This is a genomic window from Streptomyces sp. NPDC047971 (assembly GCF_040653355.1).
Lineage (GTDB): Bacteria > Actinomycetota > Actinomycetes > Streptomycetales > Streptomycetaceae > Streptomyces.
In genome coordinates, this window is record NZ_JBEZNW010000011.1 from 75,278 (window position 1) to 92,603 (window position 17,326).

The following is a 17,326-nucleotide window of genomic DNA, read 5'->3' on the forward strand; positions in this document are numbered from 1 at the left end:
GGGCTTTTCGCTGGCCAAAAGATATCCATGTTCCCGGATCTCCTTCGGAAATTCCGCCCGGCTGCAATAGAGTCGCCGACGAACCGTTTCGCGCGGATGAAGGCGGAGGTCGAAGATGCGCGTTCCCGCGCACTCGGTATGCACGGCGATTCGGGACGACATCGTCTCCGGGGTCCTCGCATGCGGCAGCCGGCTGACCGAGGAGCAGCTGGCCCGCCGGTACGGGGTCTCGCGCGTCCCGGTCCGCGAGGCCCTGCGCACGCTGGAGTCCGAGGGCTTCGTGATCAGCCGCCGCCATGCCGGCGCCCATGTCGCCGAGCCCACCGAGCAGGAGGCGGCGGACCTGCTGGACGTACGGTCCCTCCTGGAGCCGCTCGGCGCCGCCCGCGCCGCCCAGCGCCGCACCGACGCCCATCTCAAGGTGCTGCGGGGCCTGGTCAGGCTGGGACAGGAGCGGGCCAGGCGTGGTCAGGGCGAGGATCTGCACTCGCTCGGCGGCTGGTTCCACGAGACGCTGGCGCAGGCGTCGGGCAGCCCGGCGCTCACGGCGCTGCTGACCCAGCTGCGGCACAAGATCGCCTGGATGTACGCCGTCGAACCCGCCGCCCAGCCCGTGGAGGCATGGGCCGAGCACGGTGCGATCGTCGACGCCGTGGCCCGCGGAGACGCCGAGCGGGCCCGCGCGCTGACCGCGCTGCATGCCGAGCGTTCGCTGGCGCAGCACCGGCTGAAGCGTCCGGAACGGGGTCGTGTGAGGTCTTCGCAACACGTCGTAAACACCGCGAGCGCCCGGAATTAACACGCGGGCCGTATACAAAGAATAGGAATTCTCAGGGCCTTCTTCGTGCTGCCCTTTTATGTCCTGCGGTATTCCGTGCGGGCCGACATCCGGGGCGGCGGCGAAAACAATGGAGCCGCACACGCCGTCATATCGGCGGGTGCGGCTCCATGGCAATTCGGTCAGACGGTCTCGGGAAGCTCGTCGAGCCCCTCGGCAACCAGCTTGGCCAGACGGTCCAGAGCGGCCTCGGCGCCATCGGCGTCCGAGGCGAGCACGATCTCCTCGCCGCCCTGCGCGCCCAGACCGAGCACCGCGAGCATCGACGCGGCGTTCACCGGGTTGCCCTCGGCCTTGGCGATCGTCACGGGGACGCCGGAGGCCGTGGCGGCACGGACGAAGATGGAGGCGGGGCGGGCGTGCAGGCCCTCGGCCCAGCCGACGTTGACGCGGCGCTCAGCCATGGTGTTGCCCTTCAAGTCTCAAGCGGGTTGTCTAGACCAGTCTCTCACGGTTGGCGGGATGCTCGTGGCAGACGTCCGGCCCCGGTCCCGGGGCCGCTCGTCAACCCCCACCTTGCACGGCACACAGACGCCGCGCGACCGGTGCCACAGGCGTACCCCGGCCGTACGCTTGCCCCATGCAGAGCGCGTCGGAACAGCCGGCACAACCGGAACACGCCTACCCCGACCACTGGGAAGCGGACGTGGTCCTCCGTGACGGCGGCACCGCGCGCATCAGGCCCATCACCGCCGACGACGCGGACCGGCTCGTCAGCTTCTACGAGCAGGTCTCGGACGAGTCGAAGTACTACCGCTTCTTCGCGCCCTACCCGAGGCTGTCCGCCAAGGACGTGCACCGGTTCACCCATCACGACTTCGTCGACAGGGTCGGACTCGCGGCGACCGTCGGCGGAGAGTTCATCGCCACCGTCCGCTACGACCGCATCAACGCGCAGGGGCTGCCGGCCAGCGCCCCCGCCGACGAGGCCGAGGTCGCCTTCCTGGTCCAGGACGCGCACCAGGGCCGGGGCGTGGCCTCCGCGCTGCTCGAACACATCGCGGCGGTGGCGCGGGAGCGGGACATCCGACGGTTCGCGGCCGAGGTGCTGCCCGCCAACTCCAAGATGATCAAGGTCTTCACGGACGCCGGGTACACCCAGAAGCGCAGCTTCGAGGACGGCGCCGTACGGCTGCACCTCGACCTGGAGCCCACCGACCGCTCACTGGCCGTGCAGCGCGCCCGGGAGCAGCGGGCCGAGGCCCGCTCGGTCCAGCGGCTCCTCACCCCCGGCTCGGTCGCCGTCATCGGCGCCGGACGCGCGCCGGGAGGCGTCGGCCGGACGGTCCTGCGCAACCTGCTGGACTCCGGATTCACCGGCCGTACGTACGCCGTGAACCGCGCGCTCGGGGACACGGATGCCGCGCTCGACGGGGTGCCGGCCTTCCGGTCCGTCGGGGACATCGGCGAACCCGTCGACCTCGCGATCGTGGCCGTGCCCGCCGAGCGGGTGCCGGAGGCGGTCGCCGACTGCGGCGAGCACGGGGTACGGGGCCTGGTCGTGCTCACGGCGGGGTACGCGGAGAGCGGCCCGGAGGGGCGGGAGCGCCAGCGCGAACTGGTACGGCAGGCCCGCTCGTACGGCATGCGGATCATCGGGCCCAACTCGTTCGGGATCATCAACACCTCGGCCGACGTCCGGCTGAACGCCTCGCTCGCGCCGCAGATGCCGGCAGCCGGGCGGATCGGACTCTTCACCCAGTCCGGCGCGATCGGCATCGCGCTGCTCGCCGGGCTCCACCGGCGGGGCGCCGGCCTCTCGTCCTTCATCTCCGCAGGCAACCGGGCGGACGTCTCGGGCAACGACTTCCTCCAGCACTGGTACGACGACCCCGCGACCGACGTCGTCCTGCTGTACCTGGAATCGATCGGGAACCCGCGGAAGTTCACCCGCCTGGCCCGTCGGACGGCGGCGGTCAAGCCGGTGGTGGTGGTCAAGGGCGCGCGGCACAGCGGGAGTGCGCCGCCGGGGCACCGGGTGCCGGTCACCCGCATCGGGCACGCCACCGTCTCCGAGCTGCTCCGGCAGGCCGGCGTCATCCGCGTCGACACCGTCACCGAACTGGTCGACGCGGGCCTGCTCCTCGCGGGCCAGCCGCTGCCGACCGGGCCCCGGGTGGCGATCCTCGGCAACTCCGAGTCGCTCGGGCTGCTGACCTACGACGCCTGTCTGACGGAGGGGCTCCGCCCGCAACGTCCCCTCGACCTGACGACGGCGGCGACCCCGGCCGACTTCCGCGACGCGCTGACGGCGGCGCTCGGGGACGACGCCTGCGACGCCGTCGTGGTGACGGCGATTCCGTGGGTCGGCGAGAACGGCGCCGTCGAGTCGGGTGACGGCGAGGTCCTCGCGGCCTCCCTCCGCGACGCCGTCGCCTCGGCCCCGAACCCGGCGAAGCCGGTGGTCGTCGTCCACGTGGAGATGGGCGGCCTCGCCGAAGCCCTCGCCGTCGCGACCAGCACCCGACCGCCCGCCCGCAGGGGCGCGGTGGGAGCCGCCCCGGGTCCGCACGGCCTCGTCGGGGCGCACGGCGCCGAGGCTTCGGGGACGCCCGGGCCCGGAGCCGTACCGCCGGGACCGGCCGGGTCCGGAGCCGTACCGCCCGGACCGGTATCGATGGGACCGCCCGCGTCCGGAGCCGTACCGCCCGGACCGGCCGGGTCCGGAGCCGTACCGCCGGGCGCGTCCGGGTACGGCGGCGCTGACGCCGGGCGGCCGGGGGGCGGGGCACCGGCCTCCACGGGCGGACCGTCCGCTCCTGCCGCCCGCTCCGCGAGCGGCACGCCGGGGCCCGGCGCCGGTGATCCGTCCGGCCGGGACGCCGGCGAAGCCGACGCCCCGGGTGGTGACGACGCGCCGCGGCCCGGTGCCATCCCCGCCTATCCGGCCGCCGAGCGGGCCGTGCGGGCCCTCGCGGAAGCCGTGCGGTACGGGGAGTGGCGGCGGCAGGCGGCCGAGCCCGGGCGGGTGCCCGAGTTCGAGGACATCGACGAGAGCGGCGCCGCCGCGCGGATCGAGCGCGTGCTCGCCGAGGAGGCGGACGCCCGGGGCGTCACGCTCGACGCCGACGCGGCCGGTGAGCTCCTCGGCCGGTACGGCATCGCCGTGCTCCCGACCCTGCCGGCGCCGACCCCCGACGCCGCCGTCGTGGCCGCCGCCCGGCTCGGCTACCCCGTCGCCCTGAAGACGACCGCCCCGCACCTGCGCCACCGCCCCGATCTCGGCGGCGTACGGCTCGATCTGGCCACCGAGGAGCAACTCCGGACCGCGTACGCCGAATTGACCGAGACCCTCGGCAAGCCCGTCGAGCTCCAGCCCGTCGTCCAGGCCATGGTCCCGCGCGGCGTGGACACCGTCGTGCGGGCCGCCATCGACCCGGCCGTCGGCGCCGTGCTCTCCTTCGGCCTCGCCGGAGCCGCCTCCGAACTGCTCGGCGACATGTCCCACCGGCTCGTCCCCGCGACCGAGCGGGACGCCGCCGAACTCGTACGGTCCATCCGGACCGCCCCGCTGCTGTTCGGCTGGCGCGGCTCCGCGCCCGTCGACACCCCGGCCCTGGAAGAGCTGCTGCTGCGGGTCTCCCGGCTCGTCGACGACCACCCCGAGGTCGTCGCGATCGCCCTGGAGCCCGTCGTCGTCGCCGCGCAGGGCCTCTCCGTGCTCGGGGCCACCGTCCGTCTCGCCCCGCCGCCGCCCCGGACGGACCTCGGTCCGCGCCGCCTCCCCAGCTACTAGCCGACCCGCCGAGCGGCCGCCGCCGAGCGGCCCGGAGCGCCCCTTCCGACGGATTAGGATGGAGTCCATGGCGAAGACCGGTACGACGACCCAGGGGCTGCGCGCGGCGATCGAGCGCAGCGGCTACTACCCGGCCCTCGTGGCCGAGGCGGTGGAGGCCGCCGTCGGTGGCGAGGCGATCGCGTCGTACCTGGTGCACCAGGAGACCACCTTCGACTCCAACGAGGTCCGTCGCCATGTCACGGTCCTCGTTCTGACGGCCAACCGCTTCATCGTCAGCCACACCGACGAGCAGAACGCGGACACGAGCTCCCCGACGCCGTACGCCACGACCTCCACCGAGTCGGTCAAGCTCGACCGGATCTCCTCGGTCGTCGTCAGCCGCGTCGTCGCCAACCCGGAGTCGTACACCCCCGGCACCCTGCCCCGTGAGGTCGTCCTCACCATCGGCTGGGGCGCCGTCTCGCGGATCGACCTGGAGCCCGCCGCCTGCGGCGACCCGAACTGCGACGCCGACCACGGCTACACCGGCAACGCCACGGCCGACGACCTCAGCCTGCGCGTCAGCGACGCCGGTGACGGCCCGGACACGGTCCGCCAGACCCTCGCCTTCGCCCAGGCGCTCTCCGAAGCCACCGCGGCGACCCGCTGATGGTCCAGCCCACGGCCGTCAGCTCCGGCTGGCCGGACGACCCCGTTCCGCTCGACCTCGCGACAGCGCCCGTGCCCGAGTACGGCACCGGCTCGCTGGGCGACCTCCTGCCGACGCTCGTGGCCGGACAGGGCGTGCCCGGCTGCGACGCGCGGATCGCCGAGCTCACGCCGGCCGACCGGAACTGCGTCTTCCTGATCGACGGGCTCGGCTGGGAGCAGATCAAGGCCCACCCGGACGAGGCCCCGTACCTCACCTCGCTGCTCGGCGGCTCGCGCGGCGGCACGGGACGGCCCATCACGGCGGGCTTCCCCGCCACCACCGCGACCTCGCTCGCCTCGGTCGGCACGGGACGGTTCCCCGGTACGCACGGACTGCCGGGCTACACCGTCCGCAACCCCGAGACCGGCGAGCTCATGAACCAGCTCCGCTGGAAGCCGTGGACCTCCCCGCGCGTCTGGCAGCCGTACCCCACCGTCTTCCAGCTCGCCCACGCGGCCGGGGTCCACACCGCCCAGGTCTCCTCGCCGATCTTCCAGGACACCCCGCTCACCAAGATCGCGCTGAGCGGCGGAGCGTTCCACGGCAGGCTCTCCGGCGAGGAGCGGATGGACTTCGCCGCCGAGCAGCTCGCCGGCGGCGACCGCTCGCTGGTCTACACGTACTACAGCGAGCTCGACGGCGCCGGACACCGCTTCGGCATCGACTCCGACGCCTGGCGCGGCCAGCTGATGTTCGTCGACCGGCTCGTCCAGCGCCTCGCCGAGCAGCTGCCGCCCCGCTCGGCCCTGTACGTCACGGCCGACCACGGCATGGTCGACATCCCCTTCGACGAGCAGCACCGGATCGACTTCGACGAGGACTGGGAGCTGCGCGCCGGCGTCGCCCTCCTCGGCGGCGAGGGCCGCGCCCGCCATGTCTACGCGGTGCCGGGTGCCGAGGCCGACGTGCTGACGTGCTGGCGCGAGGTGCTCGGCGAGCAGTTCTGGGTGGCGAGCCGGGACGAGGCGATCGCGCGCGGCTGGTTCGGCGACGAGGTCGACGAGCGCGTGTACGGCCGAATCGGCGATGTCGTCGCGGCGGCCCACGACGACGTGGTGATCACCGCCTCCGTCAACGAACCCCACGAGTCGGCGATGGTCGGCATGCACGGATCGATGACCCCCGCGGAGCAGCTGGTGCCGCTCCTCGAAGTCCGTTCCTGACCACCCCGTCCACCCTTCGGGGAAATCCGCCCTGCGACGCGCTGATCGCCCGACGACCCGAAAGGTCACCTCCCCCTGATGTCCGAGCTGGTCTTTTTCTCCGGAACCATGGACTGTGGGAAGAGCACGCTGGCGCTGCAAATCACCCACAACCGCTCGGCCCGCGGCCTGCAGAGCGTGATCTTCACCCGTCAGGACCGCGCCGGCGAGGGCAAGCTCTCCTCCCGTCTCGGCCTGGTCACCGACGCGGTCGAGGTGGCGGACGCGATGGACCTGTACGCGTACGTGGTCAGTGAGCTGTCCCAGGGCGGCAAGGCGGACTACGTGATCGTGGACGAGGCCCAGTTCCTGGCGACGGAACAGATCGACCAGCTGGCGCGGATCGTGGACGACCTCGACATGGACGTCTTCGCCTTCGGGATCACGACGGACTTCCGTACGAAGCTCTTCCCCGGCTCGCAGCGCCTCATCGAACTCGCGGACCGGATAGAGCAGCTCCAGGTCGAGGCGCTCTGCTGGTGCGGAGCACGTGCCACCCACAACGCCCGTACCGTCGACGGGGAGATGGTCGTCGAGGGCGAACAGGTCGTCGTGGGCGACGTCAATCGCCCGGTGGAGGTCGGCTACGAGGTCCTGTGCCGACGCCACCACCGTCGCCGCATGACGTCGGCCTCCGCCCGTGCGGCCGCCCTCTCCCCGGACGTCCTCCCCGTCAATCGCGCCTGATCCATGGGGTGGTGACGCCCGTCGATCAGGACCGGCAGGGTCCCTGACCCGACGGCCTTCCTGACGATCTTTCTTCGGGTGAACGCAACCGACATCCCGTCTGAGCGCGTGTCGGCAGTCGAAGAGGTCCACAAGACGCTGCCCGTCGTGGCCGGGCGGAAACGAACCGCGCGGCCCGGGAGGATCAGGAGCCGTCCGTGTCGGACAGGATCACGCTGCGCCCCGTCACCGCCGACGATCTCGACGTGTGGGAGCAGGAGTTCACCGGACCGGACGGCTGGGGCGTCCACCAGTGGTTCGGCCACCAGTCGACGGCCGACCTGCGCCGCCGCTTCGCGGAGAACGGCCTTCTCGGCCCCGACGGAGGGCTGTTCTCCGTCGTCGAGGGCGACGTGACGGTGGGCCGGGTCAAGTGGTTCCCCGGTACGTGGGGGCCCGCGGACCTGACCAACTGGAGCCTCGCCATCGGCCTCGTGCCCTCCGCCCGCGGCCGGGGGGTCGGCACCCGGGCCCAACGGCTCCTGGCGGACTATCTGTTCGAACACACCAGGGCCGACCGGATCCAGGCATGGACGGACGTGGCCAACCTCGCGGAGCAACGGGCCCTCGAGAAGGCCGGCTTCGTCAGGGAAGGCGTCCTGCGCTCCGCCGTCTGGCGCGGCGGACAGTGGAACGACTCGGTGATCTACTCGATGCTCCGTGCGGAGCGGCCCGGAGCCGCGGACAACCGCCGGCGGAGCACCGGCCGTCCGACGGGGCCCGGAGCCGCGTCCGGGGACGGAGACGCCGACGGTGGCGGAACGACGGAGCAGGGCTGACGAAGCCCCCCCGTGCAGGACCGGACCCCGGGCCGCGACCGCGTGACCGACACGACCTTGTCCCATGACGACGGGAAACGACACCAGCGTGAATCAGGACCGAGTGCTCGAAGCCTTCCGCCGGGAAGCCGGGGCCTTGACCGATGCCATGTCAGAACTGTCCCCGGCCGAGTGGCACGTTCCGACACGCTGCACTCCCTGGAGCGTGCTCGACCTGCTCGGGCACGTATGCGTGGTGATCGACTGGCTGCCGGGCATGCTGGACGCACCGGCACCCGCAGATCCGGAGATCTCGGCAGCGGAGTACTACCGCCCGGACGACCGCTTCTCGCCCGGGACCAACGAACGTCGGATCACCCTGGCCAAGGACCGCGCGGCGAGGTCCGCCGACGGCGGCGCCTTCGCCCTGGACTTCGCCGAGACCTGGCAGCGGGTCGACCGGCTGTGCCGGGGCCAGGAGCCCGGCCGGACCGTACGAACGCGTCATGGCGACGCGATGCTCCTGACGGACTTCCTCCTCACCCGCGTGGTCGAGGTCGCCGTCCACGGTCTCGACCTCGCCGACGCACTCGGACGCGAGCCCTGGCTGACCCCGGCCGCCGGTGACGCCGTGACCGAGCTGCTCCTCGGCGCGGAACACGCCACGGCCACCGACGAGCTGGGGTGGAGCCGGACGCGGTTCCTGCGCAAGGCCACCGGCCGGGAGCCGCTGAACGTGGCGGAGGCGGCACGCGTCGAACGGCTCGGCATCGGCTGGCTCGCCCTGGGCTGACCTCGGCGTCCGCCTCCAGGGGGTGTCCTGAGACACCCTCTGGCCCCGAGAATCCGTGAATCTCCCGGTGCGCGAGCGCCGGGTGCGTCCATCCGCCGTCTCGTATCAGGAGGACTCGTGCGACGTGGTGAGGTCTGGTGGGTCGACTTCGACGAGCGGCGGCTGGTCGTTCTGTTGTCGGAGGACGGTGCGTCCGGGATCCGGGTGATGCAGGTCGTCGCCCCGTCGGGCGTCGACATCGGCGGCCTGGGCGTCGAAGTGCGCGTGGGTGCCACGGAGGGACTGCCCCTGGACGGTGTGCTGCGGGTCGCGTTCCCGCGCCCGGGCTTCACCCCCTGTACGTGGCTGACCACCGTGTCCCGCGACGACCTGATCGAGCGGGCGGGCGTCCTGCCCTCCGCGAAGCTCGGCGAGATCGAGGATGCCGTCCGACTCGCCGAACAGGAGCGGGAGCGGACTCCGGAGACGACCGCGAAGCTCGGCGAGATCAGGGACGCCCTCCGCCGCGGCGGCGGCGGGTAGTCGGCTTCGGGTGGGCGGGCTCGGGTGGGCGGGGAGGAAACGGACGCCGTCTCTCGCCACGCCCGGAGGCCCCGGTCTTCCGACCAGGGCCTCCGGGCGTGGCGGTCATCGGGGGCTCGGACCGTGCCGCGAGCCCCGGCCGGTCTCAGGCGAGTGCCGTCAGGGCCGTGGTCGCGAAGCCGTGGTCCTGCTCCGGGGCGCCGCCGCCGACCCCGATGGCGCCGATGAGGTGGCCGTCGCGGTGGACCGGCAGTCCACCGGCGATGAAGAGGAGCGGGCGGTCCAGCGCCGTGGTGAGGCTGTGGAACGGGCCGTCGGGCTTCACCAGGTCGACGAGGTCGGCGGTGGGGGCGTTCAACTGCAGCGCGGTGTACGCCTTGCGGGTGCTGGTCTCGCCGGAGACGAGCACGGCGCGGTCGTCCCGGCGGAAGGCCAGCAGGTGGCCGCCCGCGTCCAGGACGGTGACGCTGACGGTCACTCCGGCGTCCTCGGCGGCGCGGCGGGCGGCGTCGAGCAGGGTCTCGGCGTCCCGGGTGCTCAGCGGAGTGACGGCGGTGGGGGTGGTGGTGCTCATGGTGCGTTCTTCCTTCGTGGTGACGTGGTGCGGAGGTGACGTCGTGACGTGGTGCGGAGGTGAGGGGGAGACAGGGGGTACGAGGGTCAGTGGCCGACGGCCGTGGCGACTGCCGGGGCCGGAGCAGTGGCGGCGCCCGTCGCGACGACGCGGGAGCGGGCCTTGGTGCGCCGGTCGAGGAACGCGGCCAGGAAGGCCAGCAGCAGGGCGGTGGCAGAGAGGAGCGCGCCGACCCAGTTCGGGGCGGTGAAGCCGAGGCCGGCGGAGATCACGACGCCACCGAGCCAGGCGGCGAGCGCGTTGCCCAGGTTGAAGGCGCCGATGTTGGCGGCCGAGGCCAGGGTGGGGGCGGCGGTGGCCTGGTCGAGGACCCACTTCTGCAGCGGCGGGACCGTGGCGAAGCCGAGTGCGCCGATCAGCGTCAGGGTGATCGCGGCGAGCACCTTGTTGTGCGCAGTCGCCGTGAAGACCAGCAGGGACAGGGACAGGGCGCCCAGGGTGGTGAAGAGCAGCGGCATCAGGGCGCGGTCGGCGAACCGGCCGCCGACGAGGTTGCCGAGGAACATGCCGATGCCGAAGAGGACGAGCAGCCAGGTCACGGCGCCCTCGGTGTAGCCGGTGACCTCGGTCATCATCGGGGTGATGTAGGTGATGGCCGCGAACACACCGCCGTACCCGAGGACGGTCATCGCCATGGCGAGCCAGACCTGGACGTTCGTGAAGGCGGCGAACTCGGTGCGGACGTTCGCGCTCTCGGCCCGGCCCGTCTCCGGCACCAGCCTGGCCACGCCGAGGAGGCCGATCACGCCGAGCGCGGCGACGAGGGTGAAGGTGACGCGCCAGCCCGCGGCCTGGCCGATGTACGTGCCGAGCGGGACGCCGACGATGTTGGCGACGGTCAGGCCCATGAACATCAGCGAGATCGCCGACGCCTTCTTCTCCGGGGCGACCAGACCGGCGGCCACCACCGAGCCGATGCCGAAGAAGGCGCCGTGGGCGAGCGAGGCGACGATCCGGCCGATCAGCATCACGCCGAACGACGGGGCGAAGGCGGACAGCAGGTTGCCGACGACGAAGAGGCCCATCAGGAAGAGGAGCATCTTCTTGCGCGACACCTTGGTGCCGAGCACGGTCAGGAGCGGGGCTCCGAAGACGACGCCGAGGGCGTAGCCGGTCACCAGCCAGCCGGCGGTGGGGATCGTGACACCGAAGTCGCCGGCGACCTGGGGCAGCACGCCCATGATCACGAACTCGGTGGTGCCGATCCCGAAGGCCCCGATGGCCAGGGCCAGGAGCGCGAGAGGCATGGCGAAGCACCTTCCAAAACGATTGCAGGGGGGTCTTACGTGCTTCGACAATAGTTGCAGACGCGGGATAAACGCAAGCGATGGCTATTGCGTGGGCGGGATACCTTGTTCCGGCACCGGGCGACGGCACCCCGTGTTCACCTGCGGTGCGCCCGTACATCCCCTGCCGATCGGACGCGGGACGCCCGGCTGGGCGGTAATGGGCCTCGGCCCGTGACGGGACGCCTCACCGACGTGAGCACCGGGCCTTCGCGCAACCGCGCGCCGTACGGAACACCCGGAGGACGTGTGCCCCCTGCTGTCGAGACCGTGCCCGACCGGGGCGAGGGCGGGCGGACCGAAGGAGTCCGGCCCGACGCGGCGGACCCGGAGCGGGGCAACGGCCGCGCGCGGCTGATCCGCAGGGGCCGACGCAGCCTCCGCGTACGGGCGGCCGCCGCTGCCGCCCTGCTGACCTGCCTCGGGTTCTGTCTCGGCGGTCTGATGGCCGGCGCCCATCCCTTCGGACCCACGACCCGCAACACCGTCGACCTCGGGCAGCAATACCTGCCCTACCACGTCTACTGGCGTCGACTCCTGCTCGGCGACGCCGACGGCGATCTGTTCCTGAACTGGAGCGCGGGCTTCGGCACGAACTTCCTCGGCGACTTCGGCACGTATCTGAGCAGCCCCTTCGACCTGCTGGTCGTGCTCTTCCCGGCCGACCGGGCGGAACTCGCCCTCTACGTCATCACCACGGCCAAGATCACCGCCGCCGGTGGCGCGATGGCCGTGCTGCTCCTGACGCTGCGCCGCGGACCCTGGCCGGTGGCCGCCGTCCTGGGGACGGCGTACGCCCTGTGCGGCTGGGCGCTGAACCACGGAGCCACCGTCCCGATGTGGCTCGACGGTCTGCTCGCCTTCCCGCTGCTGTGCCTGGTGGGGGAGTGGGCCCGGGCCGGGCGCCGCCCTGTCCTCGGCCCGCTGATCGTGGCGCTGGCCTGGTTCGCCAACTTCTACACCGCGTACATGGCCACCGTCGGCGCGGCCGTCGTCCTCGTCGTCCGCTTGCTCACGGCCGACGGGCCGGACGGCGCCGTCCGCGCGCGCCTCGCCGGGCTGTTGCGCTCCGCGCGGGCGGTTCTCCTGGGCGTCGGTCTGGCGGCTCCGATCATTCTGGTGATCTTCCTGGCCACCAGGGTCGCGGACCCGACCCCCGTGGTGACGTTCGTCGCCGTCGACTGGGCGGACGTCTTCGCCCGGCTGCTCCCGGCCACGGCCGGCGTCGCGAGCCCCGCCCTGTTCATCGGCACGCCGGCGCTCGCGCTCGCCCTCACCCTGCCCTTCAACGGAGCCGTGGCGCCCCGCGTCAGGATCGCCTGGGTGGCCGCGCTCTGCCTGGTGACGCTCTCGATGCAATGGGAGCCCACCCACCTGCTCTGGCACGCGGGCGCCTCGCCCAACGGCATTCCGTACCGCCAGTCCTTCGTGCTCTGCGGCCTGCTGGTGATCGCGGGCTGGCTGTCCACCGCCCAGGGGCTGCCCCGGACGCCGGCCCTCCTCGGCGCGACGGCGCTGCTCGCGGCGACGGCGTTCGCGGCCCGGGACAGCGTCGCCGTCGACCGCTGGACCTACCCCGTCTTCGCCGCCGCACTGGCCCTCGCCGTGCCCGCCGCCGCGACCGTCGTCCTCGGGCGGCGGTACGCCTCCGGCTCCCGGGTCCTTCCGGCCGCGGCCGTCGCCCTCCTCGTCCTGGCACAGATCGGCGAGACCGCGATCACCGGCGGCAGGATCGCGGAGCAGCAGCTGGCCCAGGTCCACTGGTCGCCACGGGTCGGCCCCTGGCAGGAGGACATGGCCCGCGCCGTCGCGGCGAAGGACGCCTGGCCCCGCCACCGTACGGACCCCGGCGAGGTGCCCGGCGGCAACGATCCCCTGCTGGTCGGCGGCCAGGGCGGGGAGTACTACTCCAGCCTGAGCTCGGACGTCTACTCGCGCACGCTCTCCTCCCTCGGCTTCGGCTACTACGCCAAGGGCCGCCATCCCGTCAGCCTGGACAACCCGGTGACGGACGCGATCTTCTCGATCGGCACCCGGATGCGCTCCGAGCCCACCGCGCCGCTGCGGACGGACGAGCTGCCGGAGGCGGTCATCACCACCACCGACACGCCCGTGCCCCCGCTGGTCACCGTCAGGCCGGACGTCAGGCCGGACGCCCGGCGGGCCCGCTTCGGCGACTCCGCCTTCGCCAACCAGGAGCTGCTGCTCGGTTCGAAGGTGTACGAGACACCCGCCCGGCTCCGGCGCGCGGACGGGCCGAAGGGCAGCGCCACCCTGACCGCCACCTGCCCCGCGCGCGCGAGCCTGTGGTTCTGGGCGCCCCGACTCCAGGGCACCGCCGCCCTGAACGGACAGCCGCCCGTGTCCTTCACCGGCAAGCCGCCGTCCGTCCTCGGCCCCATGCGGCGGCTCGGCACCGTCCCGGGATCCGGCGAGGTACGGATCGACGTGCGCGGCGACCGGGGAGCCCTCGCGCTGCCACGGCAACCCGTCGGCTGCCTCGTCCAGGAGCGACTGGACACGGCCGTACGACAGTCGACCGCCACCGGAGCCACCGCCGTGCACGTCTCCGGACACGGACTCACGGCCGAACTCCCGGCCGGCAGCACCGGGACCGCCGTCATCGCCGTCCCGCGGATCTCCGGCTGGAGCTGCGCCGCCGGCGACGCGCGGCCGACCCCCGCCGAGCGCCATCTCGGCCTGCTGGCCGTTCCGCTCGACGACGGGGCGACCACGGTCAGTTGCTCGTTCCGGCCCCCCGGCCTGCGTATCGGCGGCGCCATCGCAGCCGTCTCGCTCCTCGTCCTGCTGGCGCTCGGATTCCGGGGCCGGTTTCTCCGCAGGACGGCAAGAGTTCACCTGGAATGCACGCCGGGATCGGCCGACGGGAAATGACGGAAGATACGCTCCCGCCCGGCCGGGCTTTTGTCCGGGGGAATGTCATGGCTCGATCGCCCGCGTGATCGACTGATCGTCTGTTCGAGTGTGGGGAATCCGCGTGCCGAAACTGTCCGTCATCGTGCCCTTCCACAATGTCGGGATCTACGCCCCCGACACCATGCGCAGCCTCGCGAACAACGCGGACCCGGACTTCGAGTTCCTGCTGGTCGACGACTGCTCGACGGACGAGACGCCCTACGTGCTGGAGCGCTGGGCGAGCCGCGTCCCCCAGGCGACCGTCATCCGCCACGACACCAACCTCGGTGTCGCGCAGGCACGCAACACCGGCCTGGACGCGGCGACCGGCGACTACGTCACCTTCCTCGACGGCGACGACTGGTACGCCCCCGGCCACCTGCGCGCCCTGGTCCGCGGCATCGAGTCGCTCGGCTGCGACTTCGCCCGCACCGACCACGTGCAGTCGACCGGAAGCTCCCGCAGCATTCGCTACGCGCCCGCGAGAATCCGCGACACCGTGATGAATCCGCGCGACGGAATCGCCCCGGCCAAAATGGTGACGATGGTGGACTATCCCTTCGTCCCCTTCGGTATCTACAGCAGCCGCCTTTTCGAGAACGGCGCCTCGCGATTCGAGACGAGACTGCGCACCGCCGAGGACCGTCTCTGGGTATGGCGTCTCCATCTGAAAGCCACCACCTACGCGGCTCTCAGCCTGCACGGCGTCTTCTACCGGCGCGGTGTCACGACCTCTCTCACGCAGATCACCGACAACCGCCAACTGGACTTCATTCCCTCCTACGACCTCCTCCTCGAAGAGGTGTCGAAGGATCCCGAGGCCGACCGCTTTCTGCCGAAGGCCGTCCGCACCTACTGCGCGATGATCGCCTTCCACATGGGCAAGGCCGACCAGTACGAGGCGGCCGTGACCAGGCGCCTGAAGCAGAACGTCACGGAGGCCCTGCGCCGCATGCCCCAAGACGTGCTGGACGAGACGCTGGCCACGATGGACACCGCGCGCAGCACCCTGCTCACCAGCCTGCGCGCGACCGGAAGGACCGCCTGACCCATGACCGCGAACCCGCGTACCCAGATCTTCCAGGTCTCCACGCTCTACGGCGCCGCGACGTTGGCGGCGGCGCTCGACACAGGCCGGTTCGGCGCTCGCGAGGAGGTCCGGCGGATCCTCCTCGTGTCGAACAACGCCGAGATCCCCGAGACGGCGCTGCGGCTCGACGAGATGACCGGCTACGAGCGGATCGCCACCCGGTTCGACGAGACGATCGACTGGAACGAGGCCATCCATCCGCACCACCCGAGCTCCTGGTCACCTCGCCCGGAGGAGGCACCGCTGTGGCAGCGGGTCTTCCGGACGGCCTGGGAGCTCGGCACCGCCCCGGTCGAGCTGATCGTCGAGTCCATCCAGGTCAACCCCGCCAAGGCGCTCGCCGCGGTCTTCGCCGAGAGCACGGTCGAGGTGTACGCGGACGGCCTGATGAGCTACGGGCCGACCCGCGACGAGCTGCCCCAGTCGATCGCCTGCCGCATCCGGCGCCTGCTCCATCTGGACCTCGTGCCCGGTCTGCGCCCGCTGCTCCTGGCCGAGTACGACGTCGAGCCCGAGATCGTCCCCGACACGGCCTTCCGGGCGGTGCTCGCGGAGATCGCCGAGGCGGCCGGAGACGACCGGCGACTGGCCGCCGCGGCCGCGGCCGAGCCCACCGCCCTCCTCCTCGGCCAGTACCTCGCCGCCCTCGGCATCCTCACCGCCGACGAGGAGGAGGAACTGCACGTCCGGATGTTGCGCGGAGCCGCCGCGGCCGGCCACAGGTCGGTGGTCTTCAAGCCGCACCCGACCGCACCCTCCCGCTACTCGACCGCCCTGCACGCGGCGGCCGAGACGTCCGGAGTGCGCCTCACCGTCCTGGACGGTCCGCTCCTCGCCGAGACCTTCTACGAGCGCTGCCGCCCGCGGCTCGTCGTCGGCTGCTTCTCCACCGCGATGCTCACCGCCTCCGTCTACTACGACGTCCCCATCGCCCGGGTCGGCACCGACACGGTCCTGGAGCGGCTCAAGCCGTACGAGAACAGCAACCGGGTGCCGCTCACCGTCGTGGACCACGTCGTGTCCGACCTGGAATCGGCCGACGGCCCCGCCGTGCCCGGCGCCGCACCGGCGACCCTGAACCCGCTGGTACGGGCGGTGGGCTACTGCATGCAGCCGAAGCTCCATCCACTGCTGCGCGAGGAGACGGCCGGGTTCGTCACGGCGCTCCGCCGCGATGGCGGCACGGAGCGGTACTTCCCCGGGGAGCGGCTGACCGAACTCGGACTGCCCGGCGGCGAGCCGCGGCGGGGCGCGTCGAGGCTCCGCCGGAGCCTGGTGCGCGGCGGTCGGAGCTGACGGGCGGGACCGTGACGGCGGGGCGGAGCTCAGCCACCCGCCGAGCGGACGATGGTGAAGACCGCGCCCTCGGGGTCGGTGACCAGGGCGAGTCGGCCCGCCGTGCCCTCCCTGGGCGGCCGCAGTACCTGACCACCCAGTTCGACGACCAGGCGCGCGGCCGCGTCCGTGTCGTCGACCTCGAAGTACGTCATCCAGTGCGCGCCCCGGTCGCGCGGGAGCGCGGTGCCGACGCCGTGCAGCGACGCGACCGGGCGGCCCTCCAGATGGAGGGTCACGAAGTCGAGGTCGGCGGAGACCACCGGTTCGACCTCGTACCCGAACACCGTCCGGTAGAACTTGCCGACCGCCGAGGTCTCGTACGTCAGGAGCTCGTTCCACACCGGGGTGCCGGGCGCGCCCGCGGCCGCCGCGCCGAGGTGTGCGCCGGCCTGCCAGACACCGAAGACCGCGCCCGTCGGGTCGGAACAGATCACCATCCGCCCCGCCTCGCCCGCGTCGAGCGGACCGACCGCCACCGTTCCTCCGCAGCAGCGGATGATCTCCGCAGACTCGTCGGCGTCGTCCGTCGCCAGATACGTCGTCCAGGCGACCGGCAGATGCCGGTCCGGCGGCAGCTGGCCGATGCCCGCCACTTCCCTGCCGTCGAGCAGCGCACGGACGTACGGGCCGAGCTGCTGCGGACCGGGGACGAACTCCCAGCCGAAGAGCGCGCCGTAGAACTCCTGCGTCGCGTCAAGTCCGTGCACCATCAAGCTCACCCAACAGGGTGTACCCGGTGTGCGCCGGGTCGCCTCGGTCATCGTCACTCTCTCCTCGGACCATCGTCGTGGCC

At 72.4% G+C, this 17,326-nt stretch carries 15 protein-coding genes; 11 read left to right on the forward strand and 4 right to left on the reverse strand.

Annotation, left to right across the window (positions count from 1 at the left end; translation table 11 throughout):
• Positions 1–115 precede the first annotated feature (115 nt).
• The gene (locus AB0D99_RS13520; RefSeq protein ID WP_362359913.1) at positions 116–799 is read left to right on the forward strand and encodes a GntR family transcriptional regulator; all 684 of its coding nucleotides are present in this window, start codon (positions 116–118) and stop codon (positions 797–799) included.
• 161 nt (positions 800–960) lie between these two features.
• Here AB0D99_RS13520 and AB0D99_RS13525 read toward each other — a convergent pair whose 3' ends face one another.
• Positions 961–1,242, reverse strand: a complete 282-nt coding sequence (locus AB0D99_RS13525) for an HPr family phosphocarrier protein (RefSeq protein WP_362359915.1) — start codon at positions 1,240–1,242, stop codon at positions 961–963.
• 176 nt (positions 1,243–1,418) lie between these two features.
• Between AB0D99_RS13525 and AB0D99_RS13530 the strand changes: the two genes are divergently transcribed.
• From AB0D99_RS13530 to AB0D99_RS13560, 7 genes are all read left to right on the forward strand, one after another.
• Positions 1,419–4,574, forward strand: a complete 3,156-nt coding sequence (locus AB0D99_RS13530; protein ID WP_362359917.1) for a GNAT family N-acetyltransferase — start codon at positions 1,419–1,421, stop codon at positions 4,572–4,574.
• 67 nt (positions 4,575–4,641) lie between these two features.
• A complete protein-coding gene (locus AB0D99_RS13535) occupies positions 4,642–5,226 on the forward strand; it encodes a DUF5998 family protein (protein ID WP_362359919.1) in 585 nt (194 codons plus the stop codon).
• Positions 5,226–6,431 carry a nucleotide pyrophosphatase/phosphodiesterase family protein gene (locus AB0D99_RS13540; RefSeq protein ID WP_362359921.1) on the forward strand — a complete coding sequence of 402 codons (1,206 nt, stop codon included), beginning with the start codon at positions 5,226–5,228 and terminating at the stop codon, positions 6,429–6,431. The genes AB0D99_RS13535 and AB0D99_RS13540 overlap by 1 nt, the downstream gene beginning before the upstream one ends.
• A 78-nt stretch (positions 6,432–6,509) precedes the next feature.
• Complete coding sequence (locus tag AB0D99_RS13545; RefSeq protein WP_362359923.1) at positions 6,510–7,157, forward strand: thymidine kinase; 648 nt, start codon at positions 6,510–6,512, stop codon at positions 7,155–7,157.
• Between the two features lie 197 nt (positions 7,158–7,354).
• Positions 7,355–7,975, forward strand: coding sequence for a GNAT family protein (locus AB0D99_RS13550; protein ID WP_362359925.1), 621 nt, complete (start codon positions 7,355–7,357; stop codon positions 7,973–7,975).
• 64 nt (positions 7,976–8,039) lie between these two features.
• On the forward strand, positions 8,040–8,747 hold the full coding sequence (locus AB0D99_RS13555; RefSeq protein WP_362359927.1) for a maleylpyruvate isomerase N-terminal domain-containing protein: 708 nt from the start codon (positions 8,040–8,042) through the stop codon (positions 8,745–8,747).
• Positions 8,748–8,864: 117 nt separating this feature from the next.
• A complete protein-coding gene (locus AB0D99_RS13560) occupies positions 8,865–9,269 on the forward strand; it encodes a type II toxin-antitoxin system PemK/MazF family toxin (protein ID WP_362359929.1) in 405 nt (134 codons plus the stop codon).
• 145 nt (positions 9,270–9,414) lie between these two features.
• Here the strand turns inward: AB0D99_RS13560 and AB0D99_RS13565 are convergent, their stop codons facing one another.
• Together AB0D99_RS13565 and AB0D99_RS13570 are read right to left on the reverse strand one after the other, a co-directional pair.
• Positions 9,415–9,843 (reverse strand): heme-binding protein, encoded by a 429-nt coding sequence (locus tag AB0D99_RS13565; RefSeq protein ID WP_362359931.1) that lies wholly within the window; start codon positions 9,841–9,843, stop codon positions 9,415–9,417.
• An 86-nt stretch (positions 9,844–9,929) separates the two neighbouring features.
• Complete coding sequence (locus AB0D99_RS13570) at positions 9,930–11,150, reverse strand: MFS transporter (protein ID WP_362359933.1); 1,221 nt, start codon at positions 11,148–11,150, stop codon at positions 9,930–9,932.
• 288 nt (positions 11,151–11,438) lie between these two features.
• Between AB0D99_RS13570 and AB0D99_RS13575 the strand changes: the two genes are divergently transcribed.
• The 3 genes from AB0D99_RS13575 (at position 11,439) to AB0D99_RS13585 (ending at position 16,491) form a co-directional block, all read left to right on the forward strand.
• A complete protein-coding gene (locus AB0D99_RS13575) occupies positions 11,439–14,084 on the forward strand; it encodes a YfhO family protein (RefSeq protein WP_362359935.1) in 2,646 nt (881 codons plus the stop codon).
• 103 nt (positions 14,085–14,187) lie between these two features.
• Entirely contained in the window at positions 14,188–15,153 is a 966-nt protein-coding gene (locus AB0D99_RS13580; protein ID WP_362359937.1) for a glycosyltransferase family 2 protein, read from the forward strand.
• A gap of 3 nt (positions 15,154–15,156) precedes the next feature.
• Positions 15,157–16,491 (forward strand): polysialyltransferase family glycosyltransferase, encoded by a 1,335-nt coding sequence (locus tag AB0D99_RS13585; RefSeq protein WP_362359939.1) that lies wholly within the window; start codon positions 15,157–15,159, stop codon positions 16,489–16,491.
• A gap of 29 nt (positions 16,492–16,520) precedes the next feature.
• Here the strand turns inward: AB0D99_RS13585 and AB0D99_RS13590 are convergent, their stop codons facing one another.
• Entirely contained in the window at positions 16,521–17,294 is a 774-nt protein-coding gene (locus AB0D99_RS13590) for a VOC family protein (RefSeq protein WP_362359941.1), read from the reverse strand.
• Positions 17,295–17,326 lie beyond the last annotated feature (32 nt).